The sequence below is a fragment of the Nocardia sp. NBC_01730 genome (assembly GCF_035920445.1).
Taxonomy (GTDB): Bacteria; Actinomycetota; Actinomycetes; order Mycobacteriales; family Mycobacteriaceae; genus Nocardia.
In genome coordinates this window covers 2,184,753-2,207,205 of sequence record NZ_CP109162.1, presented here as the reverse complement: position 1 = coordinate 2,207,205, position 22,453 = coordinate 2,184,753, and the positions used below count along the sequence as shown (strand labels likewise).

Below are 22,453 nucleotides of genomic sequence, written 5' to 3'. Positions count from 1 at the left end.
AGCGCTCATCGAGCCGACGGGGTGCGGGAACCCCCGCAGGACACAGGAGGCGCGATGAGACACAATCGCGCAGCGCTCATCGAGCCGACGGGGTGCGGGAACCCCCGCAGGACACAGGAGGCGCGATGACGATCCGGGTACGGCAGGCGGCGCTGGACGACCTGGACGAGATCATGGCCGTCGAGCAGGACTGGGAGGAATCCCAGCGGGCGAGCCGAGACCAGATGATGGCTCGCCTGCGCGCGTTCCCCGAGGGGTTTTGGATTTTCGAGCAGCACGACGAGGTCGTCGGCACATTGATGGGCTTCCCCCTGCGATACACGGCGGACAGGATTTCCGAGCTCAGCGATTGGGACACGGTGACCGGCCACGGCTATTACCCCGAGATCGACTTGGACACCGCGAACGCCATCTACCTTGCTTCCGGCTCACTGAAGCGCACCGCGCGCGGCGGCACGGCATACGCGGTAATGATGGAGACCCCGGTTGAGCTGGCCAAGCGATTCGCGCTGAACTATGTCCTCACCGGAGCAAAGATCCCCGGCTATGACGCCTACTGCCGTCGGTTCGGCGAGATCGACGCCCGAGACTACGCGTTTCGCCGGCTCGGTGGCTGCCTTGTCGATCCGTTCCTGGAGATGTACCGGGGGCACGACTATCTGGTGCCCGACCGGAAGCACATCGTCCCCAACTACTATCCGGATCCGCCGAGCAGGGATTACGGCGCGATCGTCGTGCGGAGCGTGCGGGACACGCCCGGGTGATGATCGTCATCGAGCCGCCACGCGAAGGCCGCGTTGCTGCAAGGATGCGACTTATCCTGTCGAGGGCCCAATCGTCGTAGAATCGCGAGTAGATGGGTGATTCCGGCTTGGTGCGAACGAGTAGCTCGGTGTGAGGCCGTCGAGTTTGCGACACTCTTCGCCGTCCTGCTGGTTGGTTGTCACGTCCACGTATGTCGACAAGATCGGTAGGTGTTCGGCTATGCGAACTGATGGAGACGTGTGGGACATCGTCAGTAGTGTGGGGCTCACCGCGTTGGGGGTCGCGACGTTTCGGGCGTTGGAGGCGGCCGATCCCGATCCGTTGATCCAGGACGATTACGCGCCGCTGTTCGTCGAGGCTGCGGGTGAACCGCATTTCACCGGATTGCTGGCCGATCCCTCCCCGCTGGCTGGTACGCCGCTGGTTCCCGGGTTCATGGGCTTTCGGACGAAGTTTTTCGACGAGTTGTTCTTGTCGGCCGTCGCGAACGGGGTGCGGCAGGCGGTGATCGTGGCCGCAGGGTTGGATGCGCGGGCGTATCGCCTCGACTGGCCGACGGGTACCACGGTGTTCGAGATCGACCAGCCGAAGGTGTTGGAGTTCAAAGAGAAGGTGCTCGTCGAACACGATGCGCGACCGAAGGCCGATCGGCGGGCGGTGGCGGTGGACCTGCGAGAGGACTGGCCTGCTGCTCTCGAGGCGGCGGGCTTCGATCCCGACAAGCCCACCGTGTGGTCGGCGGAAGGGCTGCTGCCGTATCTTCCCGGTGCGGCGCAGGACGCATTGTTCGAGCAGATCGTCGAGCTCTCCGCACTGGGTAGCCGCCTCGGCGTGGAGAGTTTCGTGACCGGAACCGATGTCAAACGCTTCGCGACCATCGAGTCGAAGTATTTCGACAAGTCCCTGTTCGGCGATATCGACCTGGCCGAGCTGTTCTACGACGACGAACGGGCCGATCCGGTGCAATGGTTGACCGAAAGCGGCTGGTCGGTACAGACATTCAGTCCAGCCGAACTGGCCAGTGCCTACGGTCGATCGGCTCCGCAACTCCCCGACGAGCTTACCGAGCTGTGGCAGCAACCGAGGTATCTGACCGCAGTGTGTGAGCCACGCGGACGTTGAGGATGTGCGGCCGAAGTCCATCGCTTCTCGGGGCTCAGGCCGAGCCGGTCCAAGGTCGCGTCCGCCAACGACACTGACAGCGTTTCGGGCCGAGACCAGGACGGAGCCCCGAACCGTTCACTACTCGGTTCGGGGCTCCGTCCTCGTCTCGGCGGGTCACTCGATGCGTCGTGCTGCGCCTCAGCGCTCGGCCACGAGCTCCGGTTCCGGATCGAGATCCGGCTGCTGCGCGTCTTCCTCCATCACCGCTTCGCCGCGGGCGACCATGCCCGCCTCGTCGGAGAGCTTCATGTGCGGAATGAACAGCGCGAGCACGAACGCGATCACCACTCCCGGAATCAGGTACCAGAAACCGGGGACCAGGGCATCGACGTACGACCCGACAATCGCGTCGTGCAGGCTCTCGGGCAGGTTCTTGACCACCGATGGCACCAGCGCGCTCGGGTCGAGTTTCGCCTGGACCGCCTCCGGACCGTGCGTTCGGAACACATCGGTCAGACCTTCGGTCAACCGGTTGGTGAAAATCGAACCGAAAATAGCGACACCAAGTGCGCCACCCATCTCACGGAAGTAGTTGTTGGCGCTGGTCGCGGTGCCGATCTGATTGGGTGACACCGCATTCTGCACGACGAGCACGATGATCTGCATCATCAGGCCGAGGCCCGCGCCCATCACGAAGAGCATCGCCGAGACCACCCACATCGGGGTGTCGGCGTCCAGCTGCGTCAGCCATAGCATGTCCACGAACATGAGCGTCGCGCCCAGCGGCGGATAGGCCTTGTAGCGACCGGTCTTGGTGACCATCGTCATCGAAGCGATCAGGGTGATCATCAGACCGACCATCATCGGTATCAACAACAGGCCCGAGACGGACGCCGAAGCGCCGGTGGCCATTTGGAGATAGGTCGGTATGAAGGCGAGCGCGGCGAACATCACCAGGCCGACCAGGAATCCGATCGCCGAGGTCAACACGAACGTCCGATTGCGGAACAACCACAGCGGCAGCATCGGCTCCTCGGCCCGGGCCTCCACTATCACGAACGCGGCCACGATCACTACGAACGCGGCGATCATCGTCACCATCACCGTCGAACCCCAGGCGTACTGCTTGCCGCCCCAGTCGGTGATCAGGATCAGCAGCGTGGTCGCGGCCGACATGAGCACGACACCGAGGTAGTCGGGCCGGGTCTTGGGGCGATGGCTGGGAATGCTCAGGTAGCGGAAGGCGATGAACAGTGCGGCAATACCGATCGGCACGTTGATCCAGAAGCACCAGCGCCAGCCGAGGTGATCGGCGAAGAAGCCACCGAGGAGCGGACCGGCGACCGAAGTGATGCCGAAGATGGCGCCCATCGGGGCCATGTATTTGCCGCGATCCTTTGCGGGCACCACATCGGCAATGATGGCCTGCGCCAGGATCATCAGGCCGCCGCCACCCACGCCCTGCAGGCCGCGGAAGGTGATGAACTCCCAGAAGCTCGTCGACGCGGCGGCGCCGACGGACGCGACGGTGAAGATGGTGATCGCGAACAGGAACGGCCAGCGCCTGCCGAACAGGTCACCGAATTTTCCGTAGATCGGCATCATGATGGTGGTCGCCAGCAGATAGGACGTCGCGGTCCAGGCCATGTGGGAAATGCCACCGAGATCTCCGACGATGGTCGGCATGGCGGTGCCGACGATCGTCTGATCGAGGCTGGCCAGGAACATGCCCGCGATCAGCGCGGTGAAGATGAGTCCGATTCGCCTCTGGGTCAGGACAATAGGGGCGGGCGGCGATTCCGCGGTCGTGGTCATTCGGCATGTCTCCTTTTCCTGCCCGCCGGCTCGAACAGCCGGGCGGCCATTGCGCAGTGGTCGCGCATCGCCGCGGCCAGCGATACGGTCGGATCACCCGCCGAGGACATCGCCGCCCTCGTGGTGATGGTTGTCATGACTCCCGCTGCGAGCGAAGCGAATTCGGGCGATACCTCGCTACCCAGCCGTGCCGAGAGAAGATCGCCCAGGGTGGCCTCCAGCCGGACGCCGGAGGCGACAAAGGCCGCGAGGACCCGCGGTTCGGTCTTGATGATCTCGGTGACCAGCGAAATACCTTCGCGTACTTCACTTTCGGGTTCGAATCCCGCGGCGAACAGCCAGGTGAGATCGTTTATGAGCACACCGGTCGGCCCGCCCGCGGTGAAATGCTCCCGCAGTTCCGGTGTGCCGATCTCGCCGACCGGGCCCACCACCGCGTCCATCTTCGTCTCGTAGTAGTTGAAAAACGTACGCGGCGAGACGCCGACCGCTCGCGCGATGTCCTCGACAGTCGTGGCATCGAGCCCTCGCTCGACCGTCAGCCGCCGCGCGGCCATGCAGAGGTCGAGTTGGGTCCGCAGCTTCTTCTGTTCGCGCAACCCGATCGTCGGCTCGGCACGCTTCGACGGGGACATGCGCAAAAATTTAGCACAAACTGCAAAATTTCAGAAACTGCAAGTTCTGGGGCGGATCTGGGCGGTCCTGGGCGCGGCAAACCGACCGTCTGCTATCCGGATCGACTGCGCACCACTGCCGTCGTGATTTCAGGACCGTCGACGAGCGACGTGCGCGCACGGCCGCACCGGCGACGCTTCCCGCGCCGAGAACTCATCCGGAGCCTGCCTGCTCCCAATTCAGCCTCTGTTGAATGAGCCGTTGATTGACGGTACATTCACCCGATGAACGAAGCCGGTGCTGCCGACTCCGATTCGTGGTTGCGGCGAGTAGGTGGCGAAGTCGAGACGGTCGGCGTGGCGCCCGTACCCGACAGCCAACGCATTGCCACGCCGGGAAAGTTGTTCATTGTCTGGGCCATGACGTCCGGCTCCGCGATGACACCACTGATCGGCGCGATTCTGTATCCCTTCGGGCTCTGGTACATGATCGGCGCGATCGTGGTGAGTTGGCTGATCTTCCTGATTCCCTGTGGCCTGTTCTCCGAGATGGGCCGTGAGCTGCCGCTCACGGCGTTGGTGGTCGCTCGCCGCACCTACGGATGGTCGGCGACGTTCCTGCTCTCGGCGCTGTTCTCCTTTGTCAATATGGTCTTTTTCGGGCTGAACACTGCCACTGGCGCCCTCATCATCGCGGCGTTGTGGCACACCACTGCGACACCGTGGTACTGGATCGTCGGCGGCATCGATATCGTGCTCGTGTTGTTCGGGTTCAAGTGGCTCGAGTACTTCTACCGCTACACGGCGCTGCTGTTCATCGTCTGCTACGCCGCGCTGACCGTCTATCTGGCGACGCACTACTCGCTGCACGTTCCGCGCCAGACCGCTCCGATGGCATGGGGCACGGCGGTTTCCGCGGTCGCCGGGTTCTCGATTCTGTCCTGGACATATAAGACGTCGACGATTTCGCGCTTCTGTTTGCCTGCCGACCGGACTGTCAAGCGGACTTGGTATTTCGTGATGCCGAGCCTTGGGATCATGATGCCCACCGTGATCATGGGCGTGATGGGCGCCTACTCGCAGGAGGCGACCGGCGACTGGAACATCGCCGTCCTCGGCGCGCAGATCACGGGTTGGGGCGCGGTGGCGGCGATCGGCGCGGCGCTTGCCGTACTGCATACCAACGCGATGAATCTCTACCCCTCGACCGTCGACCTGCTCGTGACCCTCAACACGGTGCGCAAACCGCGCAGCTGGGAACAGCCCGTCGTCACGGTCGTCCTCGGTGTTCTCGGTGTCCTGCTGGCCCAGGCCGGCATCCTGACGCACGCCGAGGTGTTCGTCACCGGCGCAGGAGAGTTGCTCGGCCCGTTCGCCTTCGTCATGATCGTCGACTGGCTGTGGGGCTTGGTCGACAAACGCGACGTCGACAGTTACTTCCGCCCTGCGCGTGGTTTCGCCGACCGGTGGCGCATCCCGGCGCTCGCCTGCTTCCTCGCAGGCTTTGCGGTGAATTTCTGGGGGAAGGACTTCCTGCCCGAGGGCTTCTACCGCACGGTGCCGCTGAGCCTGGTCGGATCCCTTGTCGCAGGCGTCGCGTACGGAGCCGTTCTCGGGACGCGCCGCTCGGGCAGTCGACGTCCCGGCTCCAAGGCGCTCGCCGACCGGAACCCCGAAGAACACCCGGCGCGGAGGATCTAGGTCGCCGGGCTGGTTCCTTTCTTCTCGGCGCGGATTCGGTGATGGGCGCGGGATGCCGACGATAGTTCCAGCACCGGGCTCGGGTGTCCTGCTCTCTGGTGGCACGCCGAACCCCTTGCCTAGCAGTCTAATTGCACGCCTTGGAGACTCCGTGCAGCGGACCGGAGAAACTTCACACCTCATTGATTGGGCCGTTATCCAATGGTACGTTACCTGAGTCACATGCTGCTCGGGAAAGTCATAGGGTGCCCGATGTTGAAATCGTCCGACAATGAACGCCTCGTGCGGGTGAGTAGCGGAACCCCGATGGGCGAATTGATGCGTCATTACTGGCATCCGATCGCGCCCGTCGCGGAATTGGACGCCAGCCCGCTGCGCACCAAGGAGGTGCGCCTGCTCGGCGAAGATCTGGTGCTGTTCCGTGATCGCGGTGGGCGACTGGGGCTGATCGATCGCTACTGTTCGCACCGTCGGGTGAACCTCGCGTTGGGCATGGTCGAGCAGGATGGCATCCGATGCCCGTACCACGGCTGGAAGTTCGCCGCCGATGGTTCGTGCATCGACCAGCCCTTCGAGATGACCGTGCAGGGCAACGATCATTTCGCCCGTAGCTGCGGCATACCCGGGTATCCGGTCCAGGAACTTGCGGGGCTGGTGTGGGCATATCTCGGCGCCGGATCCGCGCCGCTGCTGCCGCGGTGGGCGCCGCTGGTGTGGGACGAGGCCGTGCGTGACATCTCCATTGCCGAGCTACCGTGCAATTGGCTTCAGTGCCAGGAGAATTCGCTCGATCCGGTGCACACCGAGTGGCTGCACACCAACTACCCGAACTATCTGCGCCAGGTCACGAACATGGGGGACGAGACCCGGTTCGAAGGGCTCGGCCCGACAGCGGGCAAGCGGCATCGTCGAATTCGCTTCTACGACTTCGAATACGGCATGGCGAAAGCGCGGATGGTGGAGGGCGACATCGGAACCGAGGAGGACTGGACGGTCGGCCATCCGGTGATCTTTCCGCATATCCTCGTCACCGGCTGCCAGTTCGCCTACACGATGCAATTCCGGGTGCCGATCGACGACACGCACACCAACCACATCTCGCTCTACGTCTTTCCCACTGCGCCCGGAACCAAAGCTCCTCGGCAGCGGCAGATCCCGTATCGCTACGTACCACTGAAAGACGAATTCGGCGACTGGATCCTGAATTTCAGCTTCAACCAGGACTACATGGCCTGGGTGGAGCAGGGTGCCATCGCTGAGCGCGATCGGGAGAAGCTGGGCGTCTCCGACACCGGCATCATCAAGTACCGAAAGCTGCTGTTACGCGAACTGCACAAGCTGGAGCGGGGTGACGAGCCGATGAACATCTTCCGGGATCCGGCGGCCAACGTGTGTGTCGACTTCCCTCGCGAGCGAATCAAACACGGCATGGTGACCCGCCCGATCTACAAGCCAGGACCGGGCGAGGTCAGCGGAATCGCGGGCGAATACGGCTGGAGCTCCGACACCGAGCTCATCGAGCAAGCCCTCGCCACCTGGGACACGATTCCCGAACACGCCCGTCCGGCCCGCACGACGGAGACCGGGCCGCATGTTCGGTGAACGACTCGCGACCGCGCTTGCCGCCTGGCCGGACCACCGCCCTGCCGTCGTCGACGAAGAACACACGCCCCCGCGAGTGATGACGTTCGGTGAGCTGCGGGTGGCGGTCCGCCGGTACCGCAGGCAACTCGCCGCGCTCGGCGTCGGCCCCGGCCACCTGGTGCCGCTGCTCACCCGGCAGACCCCGGAATCCGTCGCGGTGGCCTGTGCGCTGCTGCTGCAAGGTGCCGCGTTCTGCTTTCTCAGTGAACGGTTCTCGCCCGCCGATCGGCGATGGCTCGTCGAGCGAATGGATCCCGTCGGAGTGCTTGTCGACGAGTTCGGCACCGGGCTGCTGTCGGACGACGACCGGGCGGCATTCCCCCCGATTCGAGTGCGGCCCGGCGGCCTCGACCGGTCGGTGGACCAGGTTCGCGCCGGTTCTGCCCGTTTTCCGGGCATCGCGGAGGCACACTTTTCCTCGGGGTCGACCGGGCGCCCGAAAGCCGTCCTCGGCACCCGTCGGGGGTTGGAGCACTTCGCCGACGTGCAGATCGCCGGAAGTGGGATCACGGCGAACGACCGGCTGTTGTGCAACGTCGGTTTCGGCAGCAATCTCGGTCTCGTCCAGATCTTCAGTGCGCTGTTCACCGGCGCGGCACTGCATTTGAGCCGGGCCAGGGGCAAGGAACTCGGCGACGTGATCAGGCGGTCGGGGATCACCGGTCTCGGCGGGGCCACGCCGATGTGGACGGCCGCACTGGCGACCGGCGCCGTCGACGAGCCGCTGTTCGGCGATGTTCCGACGCTGCGCTACATCTTCACCGGTGGACTGCACATGCCGCGTTCACGTCTGCGGCAACTGTTCGCCCGTCTCGGTCCCGGTGTCCGTGTCTTCGAGATCTACGGGCAGGCCGAGGTGCGGCAGATGACGCACTTTCCGATCAACGCACCGGAGCACCGGCACCGGATCGACAGTGTCGGAAGGGCTGTCGAGGGCTCCACATTGTTCATCGCGCGCGATGAACAGGCACTGGCACCGGTCGGGACCGTCGGCGAGATCGCCCATATCGGGCCCGGGATCATGCATGGCTATCTCGGTCGGCCGGAACTGACGGCGGCCGAACTGCGTACCCACGGCGCCTTCCCCGGACAGACGGTGGTCTACACCGGCGACCTCGGTTACCAGGATGAAGACGGCTACGTCTACATCAAGAGCCGTGGGTCCCGGGTGATCACGCTCGATGACGGGACCCGAGTATGGCCCACCGAGGTCGAGAGTGCGCTCGCCGCGCACCCCGAGGTTGTCGATGCCGTCGCGGTGGGCGTGCGCGTGGACGGCCGCACGGCGGTCGCCGTCGCCGTGCTGGCCCGCGATGGTGTCGAAGCGGCCGAGCTGTCGACGGAACTGGTGCACGCGCTGCCCACATCCGCGGTGCCCGCGCACATCGCGATCTGGCCGGAACTACCCGTCACGCCGAACGGGAAACCCGCTGTGGCACAGATTGCGACCATGCTGGCGGCCGAGATCGACGGTGCGTAATGGACACAACGACGCGAAAAGCGCCGTCGAGCGTCATCGACAAGATCTGGGCGCAGCATGTGGTGGCCGACCTCGGCGGTGGCGCCTGTGTCCTGCATATAGATCGACTCATGCTGCACGACCGCGGTGGTGGGCTGGTATTGCGCAAGTTGACCGACGCGGGCACACCCGTGGCGCGACCGGAGTCGGTGTTCGCGACGGTCGATCACGTCGTGGAGACGAAGCCCGGCCGCACCGATCGGACATCGGTGCCGGGTGGTGCGACATTCATCGGTGAACTGCGCGCGGGAGCGCGCCGGCACGCGCTGCGCCTGTTCGATGTGAACGATCCCGGTCAGGGCATCGTCCATGTGATCTCGCCCGAGACCGGGATCGCGCTGCCGGGAATGACGTTGTCGTGCAATGACAGTCACACCTGCACGGTCGGCGGAGTCGGAGCGCTCGGCTGGGGCGTCGGCACGACGGAGCTGGAGTACGCGCTCGCCACCGGATGTGTGCTGATGGAAGCGCCGCGCCCGATGCGGATCGAGTTGACCGGATCGATGCCGGCGGGCACGACCGCCAAAGACCTGGTGTTGCATCTGATCGGTGTGGTCGGCGCCGACGGAGCGCGCGGATACGCGGTCGAATTCACCGGAGACGTGGTGCGGCGTATGTCGATCGAGGAGCGTTTGACGATCTGCAATATGGCTGTCGAATTCGGCGCGCGCACGGCGATTGTCGCCCCGGACGACACGACCTTCGAGTTCCTGTCCGGCACACCGCATGCCCCGACGGGACCCGCCTGGGACCAAGCGCTGAGCCAGTGGCGTGTTCTGTTCTCGGATCCCGGTGCACCCTATGCCGCGGCACTGTCGGTCGCCTGCGATTCTGTCGCCCCGCAGGTGACTTGGGGGACGAGCCCGGCGCAAGTCGTCTCGGTTCGCGGCTGCGTCCCCGCGCCCGAAGGAATACGGGCCGACGACATCGACCGGGCGCTGCGCTATATGGGGCTCTCCCCTGGACAGCCGGTTCTCGGCATACCGATCGACGTGGCGTTCATCGGATCCTGCACGAACAGTCGCCTGTCGGATCTGCGTGCGGCGGCGGCGGTGCTGCACGGCCGGACGGTCGCCCCAGGCGTGCAAGCGATCTGCGTGCCCGGTTCACAGGAGGTGAAGCGCCGAGCCGAACTCGAGGGTCTTGCCGAGGTATTCGTCGCCGCAGGCTTCGCCTGGCGGGAGCCGGGGTGCTCGATGTGCTTCTACGCCGGAGGGGAAGGATTCGGCGGCCGCCGCGTGATCACGACCACGAACCGGAACTTCGAGCACCGCCAGGGGCCGGCGGCGCGCTCCCACCTGGCCGGCCCGGCTACCGTAGCCGCCTCGGCCGTGGCGGGCGCGATCACCGACCCGAGAGCGCTCTGATGGCCGGCTCGACCCGCACCGGGGTGGTTGCTCCCCTGCTGATCGATAATGTGAACACCGATCTCATCATCCGTTCCCGCGACATTCCGCCCCGTGCGGGCGACGACTGCGGCCGGCACCTGTTCGCCTGCTGGCGGGGCCGGTCCGACGCACCGTTCGTGTTGGAACGCCCGGAATTTCGCGCGGCGAGCCTGCTGCTCACCGGGGCGAATTTCGGCTGCGGCAGTTCCCGTGAGGCCGCGGTCTGGGCGCTGCGGGACGCAGGCATCGAAGCGATCATCGCGCCGAGCTTCGGATCCATCTTCGCCGCCAACTGCGTGCAGAACCAGATCGTGCCCGTGATGTTGCCGAGCAGCTGGATCGGCGAGATCGCCGCCATGATCACCGCGCGCACGACTATCGCCCTCACCATCGATATCGCGCGGACCGCGGTCGTGCTCCCGGACGGGCGCTCGGTGCGATTCGAGCTGACGACCGTGCACCGCACGCTGCTGGGTACCGGCCGCACGGCCATCGACCTGATCCGGGCGCACAGTGGCGCCATCGCCGACTTCCGGTCTCGCGACCAGCACCGTCGACCGTGGGTCTACCAGGGTCGATAAACATCATCGGAGAGGACGTCCCATGGGCGCACACGACCGGCCGAAACAGGCCGCATCCCGTGGCAGACTTGTGATCTGGGAGGAGTGCGCGCGCGACGGAGCGCAGGCGAAGACCATCATGAGAGGGTCCGAACGCGCGCTCATCGCCTGTGAGACCGGCGGCATCTTCGGCTCCGAAGGGCCGAGCCAGGTGATCTTCGCCGCAGGTTTCCCCGCGATCGGCCCCGAAGAGGTGCAGGCCATGCGGGTGCTCGCCGAGAGTGTCGACAATTGCTCGCTCGCCTCGCACGGCCGAGCCACGCGGCACGATATCGACCTCGGACGGACCGCGCTGCGCGACGCCGCACACCCCCGGATCACCTTCTGGATCCCCGCGTCCGAGGCGCTGGCGCACGCGCTGGGCATGGCGTCGCGGGCGCAGGCACTCCAGCGCGGTCTCGACTGCCTCGCCTACGCCCTCGACACTTGTGGCGGTATCCCGATCGACGTGGCACTGTCCGGCGCGGACGCCAACGAACCCCAGTACGTCGCGGACGTCGTTGCCGCGCTCGATGCGGCGGGAGCATCGATCGTCAAGGTGTGCGATACCGCCGGGCGTTTCTTTCCGCGGCAGACCAGAGATTTCGTGGAACGGCTGTGCGCGGATCCCAGCATCGCGGACGCGGTGGTGGGGGTCCATCTGCACAACGATCTCGGCTTTGCGCTGGCCAACATCATGGAATCGGTGGCGCAGGGCGTCCGTGTGGTCGCGTCCTCCTGGATGGGTTTGGGCGAGCGGAACGGGCTCGCGGCGACCGAACAAGTGATCGTCGCACTCTCCGGCGTCGTCTGTTCCGTGAAGAGCGCGGTGGGGGAGCCCGTCGACCTGTGGGAGCAGCCTCCCGATCTGCACCGGGTCGTGCCGATCGCTGCGAGTGTCAGTCGCATCACCGGGGTGCCGCTGAAGGTTACCGACCCCATCTGCGGCACCGGCGTGAATTCGATCTCCACCGGCACACCATTCCTGGATCGAGGTGTGTTCCGTCCCTTCGATCCGATGGCCGTGCTGGGAGTAGAGCCGCGGATCGAGATCACTCAGCTGGCCAGCAAAAGGGTGTTGCAGGCGGTGGTCGCACAACACGGCATCGTCCTCACCGATGGTGAACTCGACTCGGCGTTGCGCTGGGTCAAATCCGTTGCCTACGAGCGCAATGAGCCGATCATCGACAAGGAAGAACTGTTCGCCTTCCTCGGCAGGAACGAAGGCGGCGATTTCCGATGAGCCGCGCCGACGGCTTCTCCCCGGCGCGGAAGCGGCCGTGGTTCCTGCCGCTGAACAACCCGCCGGTCGTCGATGCGAACCACGCGGGTCACATGCGTGACGACGATCCGGTGGTCGGCGTGCTCGTCGGTGCGCAGGCGCGAGCCTATCCGTGGTGGATCCTCGCCAACCACCACCTGGTCAACGATACGTTTCTGCTGTCCGAGGAGCCTGAAGGCTACCTGTGGACCGAGGCGATGACCGGCACCGGTGAACCGGGCTATCCGTGGTTTCCCAGCACCCCGGTCGTGTTGAGCCTGTGCGAGGCATGCAGTGCGACATCGGCGTTCGTTCCGATCCCCGACAGCGACAGCGCGCAGCCACTGGTATTCAGCCTGGTGGAGCGAACAGCCAACAGCCCGTACCGGGCGCTCGGCACCTTCACCATCGCGGATGTCGAAACGCACAGCCGCTGGCATCCGTTCACCGGCCGCGCGCACAGCGGACCGCTCGCGGGCGCGCAGCTGCGCCGGCTCCCGGCCTTCATCGACCACTGGGGTTCCTGGTCGCGCGACTTCCCTGCGACGACCGTGGCGCTGGCCGGTGACGAGATGCGCATCCGTCCGCATGTGGCGCACCTGCCCGGGGTGCTCGATCCCGACGCCGCCCACACCAGTCTGCGCGAGGTGCGCCTGCACAGTCCCGCACTCATCGATCATCGACTGCCGCCGGCGGAGCTGGTCTTGGGCGCCGGTGACGCGGCCACGGGCGCCGCGATCGCGATACCGGTGGCCGCACTGCGTTCGCACGGCGGCGTCCTGCAGACTGAACTCGCTAAGCGACCGTTGCTGTTCACCCTGGCGGGCGACTTCCGTGGGCTGGTCTTCGAACGCGAGCTGGACGAGGCTGCCGTCGAGTTCCGCGCCGGCAGCCTCATCGACCATCTCGGCGGCACCTGGGATCATCTCGGCGCCTGTCACAGCGGTCCGCATCTGGGTCGTCAGCTGTCCCAAGCCCCGGACGGCTATCTCTCGAAATGGTCTGAATGGAGCCTCGCTCACCCCGGTGCCGACATCATCGGATGATGCACCCGGTGGAATCGCCCCGGCTCCCGTCGCCCGCGACCACTGAGAACCGTGTGGCAGTGGGCTCGCGTCAGCGCGGTCACCGGTCGGACAGCGCCGTTGCCGGGGGCCCCTCGGCCCGGACCTGCCCATCGCGCAGGACGAGGCAGTGGTCGGCACGCCGTGCTTCCTCGTGATCGTGGGTGGCTTGGACGATGGTGACACCCTGGTCGCCGAGCTCGGTGAGGACGCGCGAAATCTCCTGGTGTGACTCCGAATCTAGGCCGGCGGCAGGTTCGTCGAGCAGTAGCACGTCGGATTCCTGGGCCAGCGCCTGGGCGAGTAACACGCGCTGGCGCTGACCGCCAGAGAGGGTGTCGAGGCGGCGCGGCGCGAGATCGCCGACGGCCATGCGTTCCAGACAGCGATGCACGATGGCGTGGTCCTCGCTGGACAGCCGCCGCCACGGGCCGCGATGTGCCCACCGGCCCATCGCGACCGTGTCGCGGACCGTCAACGGTAGCGTCGCGGGAATCGCGGTGTGCTGCACCACGATTGCGGGACGGTGCGCGGTCGTACGGTGCACCGCGCCCTGCTCCGGCGGCACGACGCCCGCCAGTACGCCCAGCAGCGTCGACTTTCCCGATCCGTTGGGTCCGACCAGCGCTGTGATCCGTCCGCGCGGAATCGACGCGGTCACGTCGTAGAGGACCGGCCGTCCGTGGTATCCGGCGTGGACCCGCTGGACGCGGATCGCGTGCACCGTAGTGTGTCGCATGTCACCTCAATTGAAACGATAATCGTTATCACTATAGTGTGCTGCGCTATGGAGTGGCTGTTCGCCCCGTTCGAGGTGGCTTTCGTGCAACGAGCGATGTGGGGCGGGCTGCTGGTGTCCTGCGTGTGCGCACTGGCCGGAACGTGGGTGGTGGTGCGCGGCATGGCCTTTCTCGGCGATGCGATGGCCAACGGCATGCTGCCAGGGGTCGCGGTGGCCTCGTTGCTCGGCGGCAACCTGCTGTTGGGTGCGGCGATCAGCTGCGCGGCAATGGCGTTCGGTGTCTCGATCCTCGGACGCAATAGACGGTTCGCGCCCGACACCGCGATCGGACTTCTGTTCGTCGGGATGCTTGCGACGGGTGTGATCATCGTTTCGCGCTCCCAGTCGTTCGCGGTCGACCTGACCGGCCTCCTGTTCGGCGACGTGCTGGCTGTGCGGGAACGCGACCTCGGCTATCTGGCCGCTGCGCTCGTGGTCGCGGCGGCGGTGGCCGTCCTCGGCCATCGGGCCTTTGTCGCGCTCACCTTCGACCCACGCAAGGCGCACACGCTCGGGCTGCGCCCCAGGGCGGCGCACGCAGTGCTGGTCGGTCTGGTGACGCTGGCGATCGTCGCGTCGTTCCACATAGTCGGCACCCTGCTCGTCTTCGGGTTGCTGATCGCCCCGCCCGCGGCGGCGATGTACTGGTCGAGCCGCATCCCGGTGATCATGCTCGCCGCCGCCGCGCTGGGATCGCTGTCCACCATTGCGGGACTGTGGATTTCATGGCATGCGGACATCGCTGCCGGGGCCACGATCGCTGCCGTCGCGGTGGGGACGTTCTTCGTGTCCGCAATGGCCTTCGCGCTACGAGATCGGGTCCGGTCGGTCAGAGGAGGAGCGGGGGCGATGCTGATGGTCGTTCTCGCCGCTCTGCCATTGGTGGGCTGCGGCGCGGGCGGCGGGGACGCTTCAGTCACCGAGGAGACGACACACGGCTATGTCACGGGCGCGGAGGAAATGGCCGAGCCGCAGACACGTCTGGTGGTGGCGGACGGGAGCACCGGCGCGGTCCGGGTCATCGACCTCATCACCGAAGGGGTCCTGCCGGCCGACCGGGTCGAGGGCGTACGCCGCATCGCCGGTGACGGTCGGTTCGCCTACCTTGGCGCAGCGGACTCGGTGCGAGTCGTCGACAGCGGCGCATGGATGGTCGACCACGGGGACCATGTCCACTACTACCGCGCACAGCTCCGCACCGTCGGCGCCGTGCCCGGCGCGGAAGTGGCTGACGCGCAGAGCGATCCGATGGTCGCGGCCGTCGGCTTCGACAACGGCGGGACGATTCTGCTCGACCGCGGCGCGCTCGATGCCGGTTCGATCACCGACCGCGGTCGCGTCGACCGCGGTGCCGCTGTGCCCTTCGCCGAGCACCTCGTCGTCGCCACCGCCGACCGAGTCGAGGTGCGGACCCGAGATGGAGCGGTCGCGGCGACCGCCACCGAGCCCTGCCTGGACCCCCGCGGCCACGCGGTGACACGGCGCGGACTCGTGATCGGTTGCGTCGACGGCGCGTTGGTGCTCGCGCGGCGCGACGGAGGATTCGGTACCGAGAAGATCCCGTACCCGCACGGAATGGCCGGCCGCGTCGCCGAATTCACCCATCGCCCGGGCAGCACCACCCTGACCGCCCTTGCCGGGAGCGACGGCGTCTGGGTGCTGGACATCAGGAAGAAGACCTGGACTCGGGTGCCGATCGCGGACGCCGTCGCGGTGAACACCGCAGGCGAGGGCTCCGCACTGCTGGTGCTGACCCGCGACGGCGTCTTGCACGCCCTCGATGTCGGAACCGGGGGGCAGGCCGCGCAAGTTGCGCTGCTCGCCGCGCCGGTGGTCGACGGGACGCCGCCGCCGGTGATCGAGGTCGATGCCAACCGCGCCTACGTGAACGACCCGGCGGGCCGCACCGTGCACGAAATCGCCTACAACGACAACCTTCGCTCGGCCCGCACCTTCCCCTTGGACATCGCCCCGACACTGATGGTGGAGACCGGCCGATGACGATACTGATCCGCGTCCTGGTCGCCTGCCTGCTACTCGCGGCGCCGACGGCCTGCGGTAGCACGGCCGACCGCAGCGGAATCGTCGTCACCACCAACATCCTCGGCGACCTGACCCGCGCCGTCGTCGGTGACGCGGCCGACGTGACGGTGCTGATGGCCCCCGACACTGATCCGCACTCCTTCGCGATCTCGGCCAGGCAGGCAGCTGAACTCGAACGTGCGGGCCTGGTCGTGCACAACGGACTCGGCCTCGAGGAGGGTGTGGCACGCAACGTGGCCGCGGCCCGCTCTGCGGGAGTACCCGCGTTGGCGGTGGCCGATCACATCGATCCGATCAGCTACGTGGCCGACGAGTCGGCCGGTCGGGCCGACCCGCATTTCTGGACCGATCCACATCGCGTGCACCGCGCCGTCGAGGTGATCAGCGCACACGTCCTCGACCATGTACGCGGCATCGACGCCGACACGGTGCGAGCGAACACTGACCGCTATCTCGCCGAGATCGACGAGCTCGACCGGTGGATGGCCGAACAGTTCGCCGTGATACCACCCGAACGGCGGCAGCTGGTGACCAACCATCACGTTTTCGGTTACCTGGCACAGCGTTTCGGTTTCCAGGTGATCGGGGCGGTGATCCCCAGCGGTACGACGCTCGCCTCGCCCAGTCCGTCGGATCTCGGCGCGCTCGCCGGCGCGGTCCGCACCGCGGGAGTCGGCGCGATCTTCGCCGACTCCTCCCAGCCCGACCGACTGGCCCGCGTCCTGGCCGACCAGGTCGGCGTACACGTTCAGGTGATCGCGCTGCACAGCGAATCGCTCACCCGGCCGGGCGGCGGCGCGGACAGCTACCTGGACATGATGCGCGCCAACACCGCCGCCATCGTCCGCGGACTCACCGGGCCCGCGGCCTAGGAATCGTACGAGAAATGGAGCAGCACATGCCTAGTCGGTCACGAACCACCATGAGTGTGGCCATGTCCGGTTTGATCGCCGCGACAGTCGCGCTGAGCGGCTGCGGTTCGGACGATTCCGCGCACCCGCCGATCGGCGAACCGATCGCCCTCACCTACGACGGCGGCATCTACGTCCTAGATGGAACGTCGCTGGAACGGCGCGGTGAGGTGCGGCTCGACGGCTTCAACCGGCTCAATCCCGTGGGCGACGATCAGCACCTGATGGTGTCCACCAAGGACGGGTTCCGCGTCTTCGACGCCGCGCACGCCGAATTCACCGGTATCGCGTTCCCCGCAGCGAAGCCCGGTCACGTCGTGCGGCACGCCGGGCGCACGGTGCTGTTCGCCGACGGCACTGGCGAGGTCACCGTCTTCGACCCCGCCCAACTCGACGGAGGCAAGCCGCGGACGGAGATGTATCGCTCGGCCGCGCCACACCACGGAGTCGCGATCGAACTGGCCAACGGTCAACTGGTCGTCACTCTGGGTACCGAGGAGAAGCGTGTCGGCATCGCCGTCCTCGACCGCGATCGCAAGGAGATCGCCCGTAACGACGACTGCGAGGGCGCGCACGGCGAAGCCACCGCGAAGGACGAGGTCGTCGTGATCGGCTGCCAGACCGGTGCGCTGGTCTACCGCAATGGTGTGATCACGAAGGTGACGAGCCCGACCCCCTATGGCCGTATCGGCAACCAGTCCGGAAGCGAGGCATCGCCGATCGTGCTCGGCGACTACAAGCAAGACCCGGATGCGGAACTCGAACGGCCACAGCAGATTTCGCTGATCGACACCGCCACGGGGACCTTGCGTCTTGTCGGCATCGGCACAAGCTACACTTTCCGCTCGCTGGCCCGCGGCCCGCAGGGCGAGGCTCTCGTCCTCGGCACCGACGGCCGTATTCACGTCATCGACCCGGTCGCGGGCACCGTGACGCGCACGATACCGGTCACCGACTCGTGGCAGGAACCGCTGCAGTGGCAGCAGCCGCGCCCAGCTCTCTTCGCCCGCGGCACCATCGCCTATGTGTCCGACCCGGCGACGAAAAGGGTGCTGCGAGTCGACCTCACCACCGACGCCGTCACGGCGACGACCACGTTGCCTTCGGCGCCGAACGAGATCAGTGGCATCGTCGGCCATTGACGAACGAACCGCGACGTCCGCGGTCCAGGCTGCCGCGGGCCTTGCCGCCACCACGGTCGTGACGTAGCCCGGCTCGGGCATCTCGACCAGGCTGTCCACGGCGCCGAAGACGGTACACCGTTCACCCCTGGCTCGGCGCTCTCAGCCCTGCTGGGTGCTGGTGCGAAGCGGGACACTTCTGACAAAGGGTGAATTCGGCGAAGCTTCGGGTGTCCCGATCCGGCTCGGCCGGAAAGGATCACGCTGATCGCAACCCGTGAGCGCAGGGGCAGGCGCGGATAGCGTCAGTTCCATGGGCAATGTTGGCGTGCGCCGCCGACCGCTGAAGACCGTCACGGGCGTCAGCGGTGCGGTCAGTGTGTACGCGGCCGCGATCGATCCCTACGCGTCCACCGTGGCGTCCGCGATCGAGGTCGCGAAGATTGCCGAGGAAAACAAATTCGACGCCCTGTTCGCGGCCGACTTGCTGAGCTTCGGCGCGCAGGGCGCGATCGGCGCGCAGGAGCCGCGGATCCTCCTGCCCGCGCTGAGCGCGGTGACCTCCCGTATCGGGCTGATCGCGACGGTGACCACCACCTTCCATCACCCCTACAACCTCGCGCGACTGTTCGGCACGCTCGACCACATCAGCAACGGACGCGCGGCCTGGAACGCGGTGACCTCGTCGGTGGGCGAGGAGAACTACGGCGACCAGGAACTGCCGAGCCCCGAGCAGCGTTACGCGCGGGCGACCGAGTCGATCGAGGTCGTCGACGCCTTGTTCGACAGCTGGCAGCCGGGCGCGTTGATCAACGCACAAGACTTACATCAGCGCTCAGGCGTGCAGCTCGGCAGCGTAGAGGTCCGTCAAAGCGGTCCAGTGGCGGCGGTCGGCGTCGGAATCGTAGGTGGGATTGTCTGCGACGGCGAATCCGTGTGCGGCGGAATAGGTTTCGATTGTGTGCCGCACACCGGCGCTGTCGAACGCCGCCCGCAATCGCTCGTGCTGTTCGGCGGGAAATGCGCGGTCTTCGGTGGCCGCGGCGACGAGCACGTGCGCGCTGATCCGGTCGGCGAGCAGATGGGGACTGTGCGAATCGTCGGCCACCGCGAGGTTGCCGCCGTGGAACGACGCTGCGGCCGCGACCCGATCCGGATAGTGGCCCGCCGCGCCCAGCGACAACCGGCCACCCATGCAGTAGCCGGTGGTGCCCACCCTGGATCCGGCGACCTCCGGGCGGTCGGTGAGGAAATCGAGGTAGGCGCCGGTGTCGCGCACGGACATCGCCGGGGTCAGGCTCGCGGCCAGCGCGCTCAGGCGAGCCCGCTCGGCGGGATCGTCGCACACCGAGCCGATATCGAAGGGAGCGTAAGGGTTTCGGTAGTACATGTCCGGGAGCAGCACGGCATAGCCGAGACCGGCGAGCCGATCCGCCATCACGGCGAAGACCTCCCGCACTCCGGCGGCGTCTGGGAACAGGAGCACCGCCGGCACGCTGCCGGTGCTCGGCGGTGTATGCAGGCTCGCCGAACACGTGCCGTCCGGCATCGGGATCTGGACCTGGCTACGATGCATGCGCTCCTCCGAACTCAGTGGATGCGAGCACGCTATCGATCGACAGCTCCAGGGGCCACGGATATTGCTGAGAGCGTAAGCCGGTGCCTGTGCGGCGTCGAGGGCGCCGCCACGGTCACGTGGCGGCGCCCATCACACGGCTAACCGATGAGCATCGGGGTGCGCGCGGCCGAGCGTTCAGGTGTCTCGTGCAGCGGCGAGGCCAACGGATTCCGCACCCAGGTGACGTTGGCAACCACATCGTCGTCGAAGATCAGCTCCTCCCACAGCGGTTGGCCGCTCTCCGGTTCCGACGGCGTCTGCTCGGGGTGTGCGTCAACCGCGGCCTCGGGCTGCGTCGTCGGCTGTGGTTCGGCGACGCGCCACAGCAGGTTGGCCGCGTACCGGCGGGTGCCCTGAGCGAGCGCGGCTACCGCAGTGCCGCAAGCCGTCAAGCCGCCGATCAACGCCGCGGGAGTCAAGCCTGCGCTGGCGATGCGACGCGAATCGGTATCCGAAGCCGTCGACGCGCCCAAGAGCCTGTCCATTATCGAGCCGAACCCTTCTTGCTGGACGGTCAGGCTGCGCAGTTCGGGCCCTTTGGCGTCGAGGTACATCAAGATGATGAGGACCAGAAGCGCCACGGCGGCACTGGAGCCGATGATCAGAAAGGAGAGCACCTCGGTGCGCAGCCTGCGGTGCGCTATCACCGCGAACACGGTTGTCACCATGGCGCCGCTCGCCAGCAAGCCCCAGACGCCGGTGATTTCCATGTTGCCGAAGCTGGACACCCCCCAGTCGCCGTAGCTGGCCGAGTCGTCGACGCCACTGCTGGTGACCCCGTTCACCCGACCGAAGGCGTCGGCGCTGACCTGGCCGCCCGAACCGGACGCCGTAAGCCACGGCTGGAACAAGAGGATGAAGGTGACCACGCTGCCGACCGCGGCAAACAGATAGCCCCAATTCGATCCACGATCCACCTCGCGTGGCGGCGCGCCGGGTGTCAGGCGGTCGGAATCCTGGTTCCGACGGGATCGCGCATCGTTCACTTGCCAGGGGGTTTTGTGGGCCATTGCTCCAGTTTCTGCGGTGCTGCGTGAATTATTCAGCCACCCGAGCAATAACGTCGAGATGGACTAATTGCCCGGAGGTTGTTTACGCAGCTATTCGATGATGTGGAATTCGAATGGGCGACTTCGACCATCGACGGACTCAACGGTATGTGCCCAGGCAGAGCGGATCAAGCGTGATCGATGTCCCATGCGTTGTCGCCGGTCCCGGCGCCGCGAACCGTCGCTGTGACCCAACCGGCCGGTAACTTTTCGCCGGTGGCGCTGATCTTGGCTTTTGTCTTTCCCCTCGATGGTGTCCCCTCCGGATCGCAATGCGTCGCAGCGGCGTCGATTTGCCGCGCAGCGCAATTCATGTGACACGCTTAACAAATCAACTTGCGAGTTCGATCACATCAGCCATCGGGTATATGGCGCCCCCGCGGTAGCGCACATCAATCTTGGGCGCTTGACCAGCTTCTGGATTGCGTCATTCGGATTTCAAGGCGACACGGTCGTCGACGATCGCACGGGCGATCTCCGCGAGACGGTCGCTGCCGACCTCGACGGCGCCCTCGGCGTCGACCGTCACCGCAGTCGGATAGATATCACGCAGCAGATCGGGACCGCCCGTGGCTGTGTCGTCGTCGGCCGCGTCGAACAGCGCCTCAACGGCAATCCGCAACGCTCCCTGCTCATCGATATCACGACGGTAGGTCTTCTTCAGCGCCGACTTCGCGAACAGCGAACCCGAACCGACCGCCGTATAGCCGAACCGCTCCTCGTGATAGCCACCCACCACGTCGAAAGACACGATCCGCGCAGCCTTCTCGGGATCGGTGGCGTCCAGGTCGTAGCCGGCCAGAACCGGGACCACCGCCATGTCCTGCAGGGCGGCCGGGAGGTTGTCCCGCACCATCTTCGACAGCTTGTTGGCCTTGCCATCGAACGTCAGCGCCGCACCCTCGATCTTCTCGTAGTGCTCGAGCTCGACCGCGAACAACCGGATCATCTCCAGCGCCATACCCACCGTGCCCGCGAAACCTGCCGCCGAGTAGGTGTCGGTGATGAAAACCTTCTCCATATCGCGGGTCGACAGCAGATGCGCCATAGTTCCCCTACGGTCACCGGCGAGCACCACACCACCGCGATAACCGACCGCCACGATCGTCGTCCCATGCGGAGCGATGTCCGCACCGTCGATGCCTACACCGTCGACACTGTTGTCGGGCAGTAACTCGGGTGCGTACTGGCGCAAGTACTCCGAGAAGGACGCTGTCGTGTAGTCCATGGCAAGCGGAAGGCGGCTGTCGGACCTCATTGATCACCTTTCCGGGTGGACCGTGCACCACCCGCGAACGCGACACGTGGCTCTCAGCCGACGTTACCGCAGCCACGCACATCCCTCACCAGGTCGGCCGTCGCCGCACCTCCGGAGTCACCGCGAACTCCATTCGCCACATTCGGTCCGTACGCGGACCGACTCGACAACAACCGTCCAGCACTGAGCCAGGGTGCG

The 22,453-nt window shown here is 66.2% G+C and carries 18 protein-coding genes and 1 pseudogene; 13 read left to right on the top strand and 6 right to left on the bottom strand.

Going from position 1 to position 22,453, the window contains the following annotated elements; translation table 11 throughout:
• Positions 1-125: 125 nt before the first annotated feature.
• Complete coding sequence (locus OHB12_RS08545; RefSeq protein WP_327117805.1) at positions 126-764, top strand: hypothetical protein; 639 nt, start codon at positions 126-128, stop codon at positions 762-764.
• 220 nt (positions 765-984) lie between these two features.
• A complete protein-coding gene (locus OHB12_RS08540; protein WP_327117803.1) occupies positions 985-1,887 on the top strand; it encodes a class I SAM-dependent methyltransferase in 903 nt (300 codons plus the stop codon).
• Between the two features lie 180 nt (positions 1,888-2,067).
• Here the strand turns inward: OHB12_RS08540 and OHB12_RS08535 are convergent, their stop codons facing one another.
• Both OHB12_RS08535 and OHB12_RS08530 read right to left on the bottom strand, forming a co-directional pair.
• Positions 2,068-3,684, bottom strand: a complete 1,617-nt coding sequence (locus tag OHB12_RS08535) for an MDR family MFS transporter (protein WP_327117801.1) — start codon at positions 3,682-3,684, stop codon at positions 2,068-2,070.
• The gene (locus tag OHB12_RS08530) at positions 3,681-4,319 is read right to left on the bottom strand and encodes a TetR/AcrR family transcriptional regulator (protein WP_327117799.1); all 639 of its coding nucleotides are present in this window, start codon (positions 4,317-4,319) and stop codon (positions 3,681-3,683) included. Before OHB12_RS08530 ends, OHB12_RS08535 begins: the two co-directional genes overlap by 4 nt.
• A 264-nt stretch (positions 4,320-4,583) precedes the next feature.
• On the opposite strand from OHB12_RS08530, the gene OHB12_RS08525 reads away from it, so the two are divergent.
• The 7 genes from OHB12_RS08525 (at position 4,584) to OHB12_RS08495 (ending at position 13,456) form a co-directional block, all read left to right on the top strand.
• Entirely contained in the window at positions 4,584-5,999 is a 1,416-nt protein-coding gene (locus OHB12_RS08525; protein WP_327117797.1) for a purine-cytosine permease family protein, read from the top strand.
• A 252-nt stretch (positions 6,000-6,251) separates the two neighbouring features.
• Positions 6,252-7,601, top strand: coding sequence for a Rieske 2Fe-2S domain-containing protein (locus OHB12_RS08520; protein ID WP_327117795.1), 1,350 nt, complete (start codon positions 6,252-6,254; stop codon positions 7,599-7,601).
• Entirely contained in the window at positions 7,591-9,123 is a 1,533-nt protein-coding gene (locus OHB12_RS08515) for a class I adenylate-forming enzyme family protein (protein WP_327117793.1), read from the top strand. The genes OHB12_RS08520 and OHB12_RS08515 overlap by 11 nt, the downstream gene beginning before the upstream one ends.
• The gene (locus OHB12_RS08510) at positions 9,123-10,529 is read left to right on the top strand and encodes a 3-isopropylmalate dehydratase large subunit (RefSeq protein WP_327117791.1); all 1,407 of its coding nucleotides are present in this window, start codon (positions 9,123-9,125) and stop codon (positions 10,527-10,529) included. Before OHB12_RS08515 ends, OHB12_RS08510 begins: the two co-directional genes overlap by 1 nt.
• Positions 10,529-11,131 carry a 3-isopropylmalate dehydratase small subunit gene (gene leuD, locus OHB12_RS08505; RefSeq protein WP_327117789.1) on the top strand — a complete coding sequence of 201 codons (603 nt, stop codon included), beginning with the start codon at positions 10,529-10,531 and terminating at the stop codon, positions 11,129-11,131. Before OHB12_RS08510 ends, leuD begins: the two co-directional genes overlap by 1 nt.
• A 22-nt stretch (positions 11,132-11,153) precedes the next feature.
• The gene (locus OHB12_RS08500) at positions 11,154-12,392 is read left to right on the top strand and encodes a hypothetical protein (RefSeq protein WP_327117787.1); all 1,239 of its coding nucleotides are present in this window, start codon (positions 11,154-11,156) and stop codon (positions 12,390-12,392) included.
• Entirely contained in the window at positions 12,389-13,456 is a 1,068-nt protein-coding gene (locus OHB12_RS08495) for a DUF3179 domain-containing (seleno)protein (protein ID WP_327117785.1), read from the top strand. Before OHB12_RS08500 ends, OHB12_RS08495 begins: the two co-directional genes overlap by 4 nt.
• A gap of 79 nt (positions 13,457-13,535) precedes the next feature.
• Here OHB12_RS08495 and aztA read toward each other — a convergent pair whose 3' ends face one another.
• Positions 13,536-14,213: a zinc ABC transporter ATP-binding protein AztA gene (gene aztA, locus OHB12_RS08490; protein WP_327117783.1), complete on the bottom strand. Its 678-nt coding sequence runs from the start codon at positions 14,211-14,213 to the stop codon at positions 13,536-13,538.
• A gap of 48 nt (positions 14,214-14,261) precedes the next feature.
• Here aztA and aztB point away from each other — a divergent pair, with 48 nt between their 5' ends.
• The 4 genes and pseudogenes from aztB to OHB12_RS08470 all read left to right on the top strand — a co-directional run.
• Positions 14,262-16,256 (top strand): zinc ABC transporter permease AztB, encoded by a 1,995-nt coding sequence (gene aztB / locus OHB12_RS08485; protein ID WP_327117781.1) that lies wholly within the window; start codon positions 14,262-14,264, stop codon positions 16,254-16,256.
• Entirely contained in the window at positions 16,253-17,170 is a 918-nt protein-coding gene (aztC, locus tag OHB12_RS08480) for a zinc ABC transporter substrate-binding protein AztC (protein WP_327117778.1), read from the top strand. The genes aztB and aztC overlap by 4 nt, the downstream gene beginning before the upstream one ends.
• A gap of 26 nt (positions 17,171-17,196) precedes the next feature.
• A complete protein-coding gene (gene aztD / locus OHB12_RS08475; protein WP_442799992.1) occupies positions 17,197-18,351 on the top strand; it encodes a zinc metallochaperone AztD in 1,155 nt (384 codons plus the stop codon).
• Positions 18,352-18,643: 292 nt separating this feature from the next.
• Positions 18,644-19,144: pseudogene (locus tag OHB12_RS08470) on the top strand (LLM class flavin-dependent oxidoreductase); the annotation flags it as partial.
• A gap of 21 nt (positions 19,145-19,165) precedes the next feature.
• On the opposite strand, the gene OHB12_RS08465 reads toward OHB12_RS08470, so the two are convergent.
• From OHB12_RS08465 to prcB, 3 genes are all read right to left on the bottom strand, one after another.
• Positions 19,166-19,906, bottom strand: a complete 741-nt coding sequence (locus OHB12_RS08465) for a dienelactone hydrolase family protein (protein ID WP_327117774.1) — start codon at positions 19,904-19,906, stop codon at positions 19,166-19,168.
• Positions 19,907-20,046: 140 nt separating this feature from the next.
• Positions 20,047-20,958 carry a hypothetical protein gene (locus tag OHB12_RS08460; RefSeq protein WP_327117772.1) on the bottom strand — a complete coding sequence of 304 codons (912 nt, stop codon included), beginning with the start codon at positions 20,956-20,958 and terminating at the stop codon, positions 20,047-20,049.
• Positions 20,959-21,424: 466 nt separating this feature from the next.
• Entirely contained in the window at positions 21,425-22,255 is an 831-nt protein-coding gene (gene prcB, locus OHB12_RS08455; protein ID WP_327117770.1) for a proteasome subunit beta, read from the bottom strand.
• Between the last annotated feature and the right edge of the window lie 198 nt (positions 22,256-22,453).

Excerpts from the sequence above, each read along its gene's own strand:
- OHB12_RS08540 (WP_327117803.1), top strand. The coding sequence starts at position 985 with ATGCGAACTGATGGAGACGTGTGGGACATCGTCAGTAGTGTGGGGCTC.
- prcB (WP_327117770.1), bottom strand. The coding sequence starts at position 22,255 with ATGAGGTCCGACAGCCGCCTTCCGCTTGCCATGGACTACACGACAGCG.
- OHB12_RS08500 (WP_327117787.1), top strand. The coding sequence starts at position 11,154 with ATGGGCGCACACGACCGGCCGAAACAGGCCGCATCCCGTGGCAGACTT.
- OHB12_RS08515 (WP_327117793.1), top strand. The coding sequence starts at position 7,591 with ATGTTCGGTGAACGACTCGCGACCGCGCTTGCCGCCTGGCCGGACCAC.
- OHB12_RS08510 (WP_327117791.1), top strand. The coding sequence starts at position 9,123 with ATGGACACAACGACGCGAAAAGCGCCGTCGAGCGTCATCGACAAGATC.
- OHB12_RS08495 (WP_327117785.1), top strand. The coding sequence starts at position 12,389 with ATGAGCCGCGCCGACGGCTTCTCCCCGGCGCGGAAGCGGCCGTGGTTC.
- OHB12_RS08545 (WP_327117805.1), top strand. The coding sequence starts at position 126 with ATGACGATCCGGGTACGGCAGGCGGCGCTGGACGACCTGGACGAGATC.
- OHB12_RS08530 (WP_327117799.1), bottom strand. The coding sequence starts at position 4,319 with ATGTCCCCGTCGAAGCGTGCCGAGCCGACGATCGGGTTGCGCGAACAG.
- aztB (WP_327117781.1), top strand. The coding sequence starts at position 14,262 with ATGGAGTGGCTGTTCGCCCCGTTCGAGGTGGCTTTCGTGCAACGAGCG.
- aztC (WP_327117778.1), top strand. The coding sequence starts at position 16,253 with ATGACGATACTGATCCGCGTCCTGGTCGCCTGCCTGCTACTCGCGGCG.
- aztA (WP_327117783.1), bottom strand. The coding sequence starts at position 14,213 with ATGCGACACACTACGGTGCACGCGATCCGCGTCCAGCGGGTCCACGCC.
- OHB12_RS08535 (WP_327117801.1), bottom strand. The coding sequence starts at position 3,684 with ATGACCACGACCGCGGAATCGCCGCCCGCCCCTATTGTCCTGACCCAG.
- OHB12_RS08520 (WP_327117795.1), top strand. The coding sequence starts at position 6,252 with ATGTTGAAATCGTCCGACAATGAACGCCTCGTGCGGGTGAGTAGCGGA.
- OHB12_RS08525 (WP_327117797.1), top strand. The coding sequence starts at position 4,584 with ATGAACGAAGCCGGTGCTGCCGACTCCGATTCGTGGTTGCGGCGAGTA.
- leuD (WP_327117789.1), top strand. The coding sequence starts at position 10,529 with ATGGCCGGCTCGACCCGCACCGGGGTGGTTGCTCCCCTGCTGATCGAT.
- aztD (WP_442799992.1), top strand. The coding sequence starts at position 17,197 with ATGCCTAGTCGGTCACGAACCACCATGAGTGTGGCCATGTCCGGTTTG.
- OHB12_RS08460 (WP_327117772.1), bottom strand. The coding sequence starts at position 20,958 with ATGGCCCACAAAACCCCCTGGCAAGTGAACGATGCGCGATCCCGTCGG.
- OHB12_RS08465 (WP_327117774.1), bottom strand. The coding sequence starts at position 19,906 with ATGCATCGTAGCCAGGTCCAGATCCCGATGCCGGACGGCACGTGTTCG.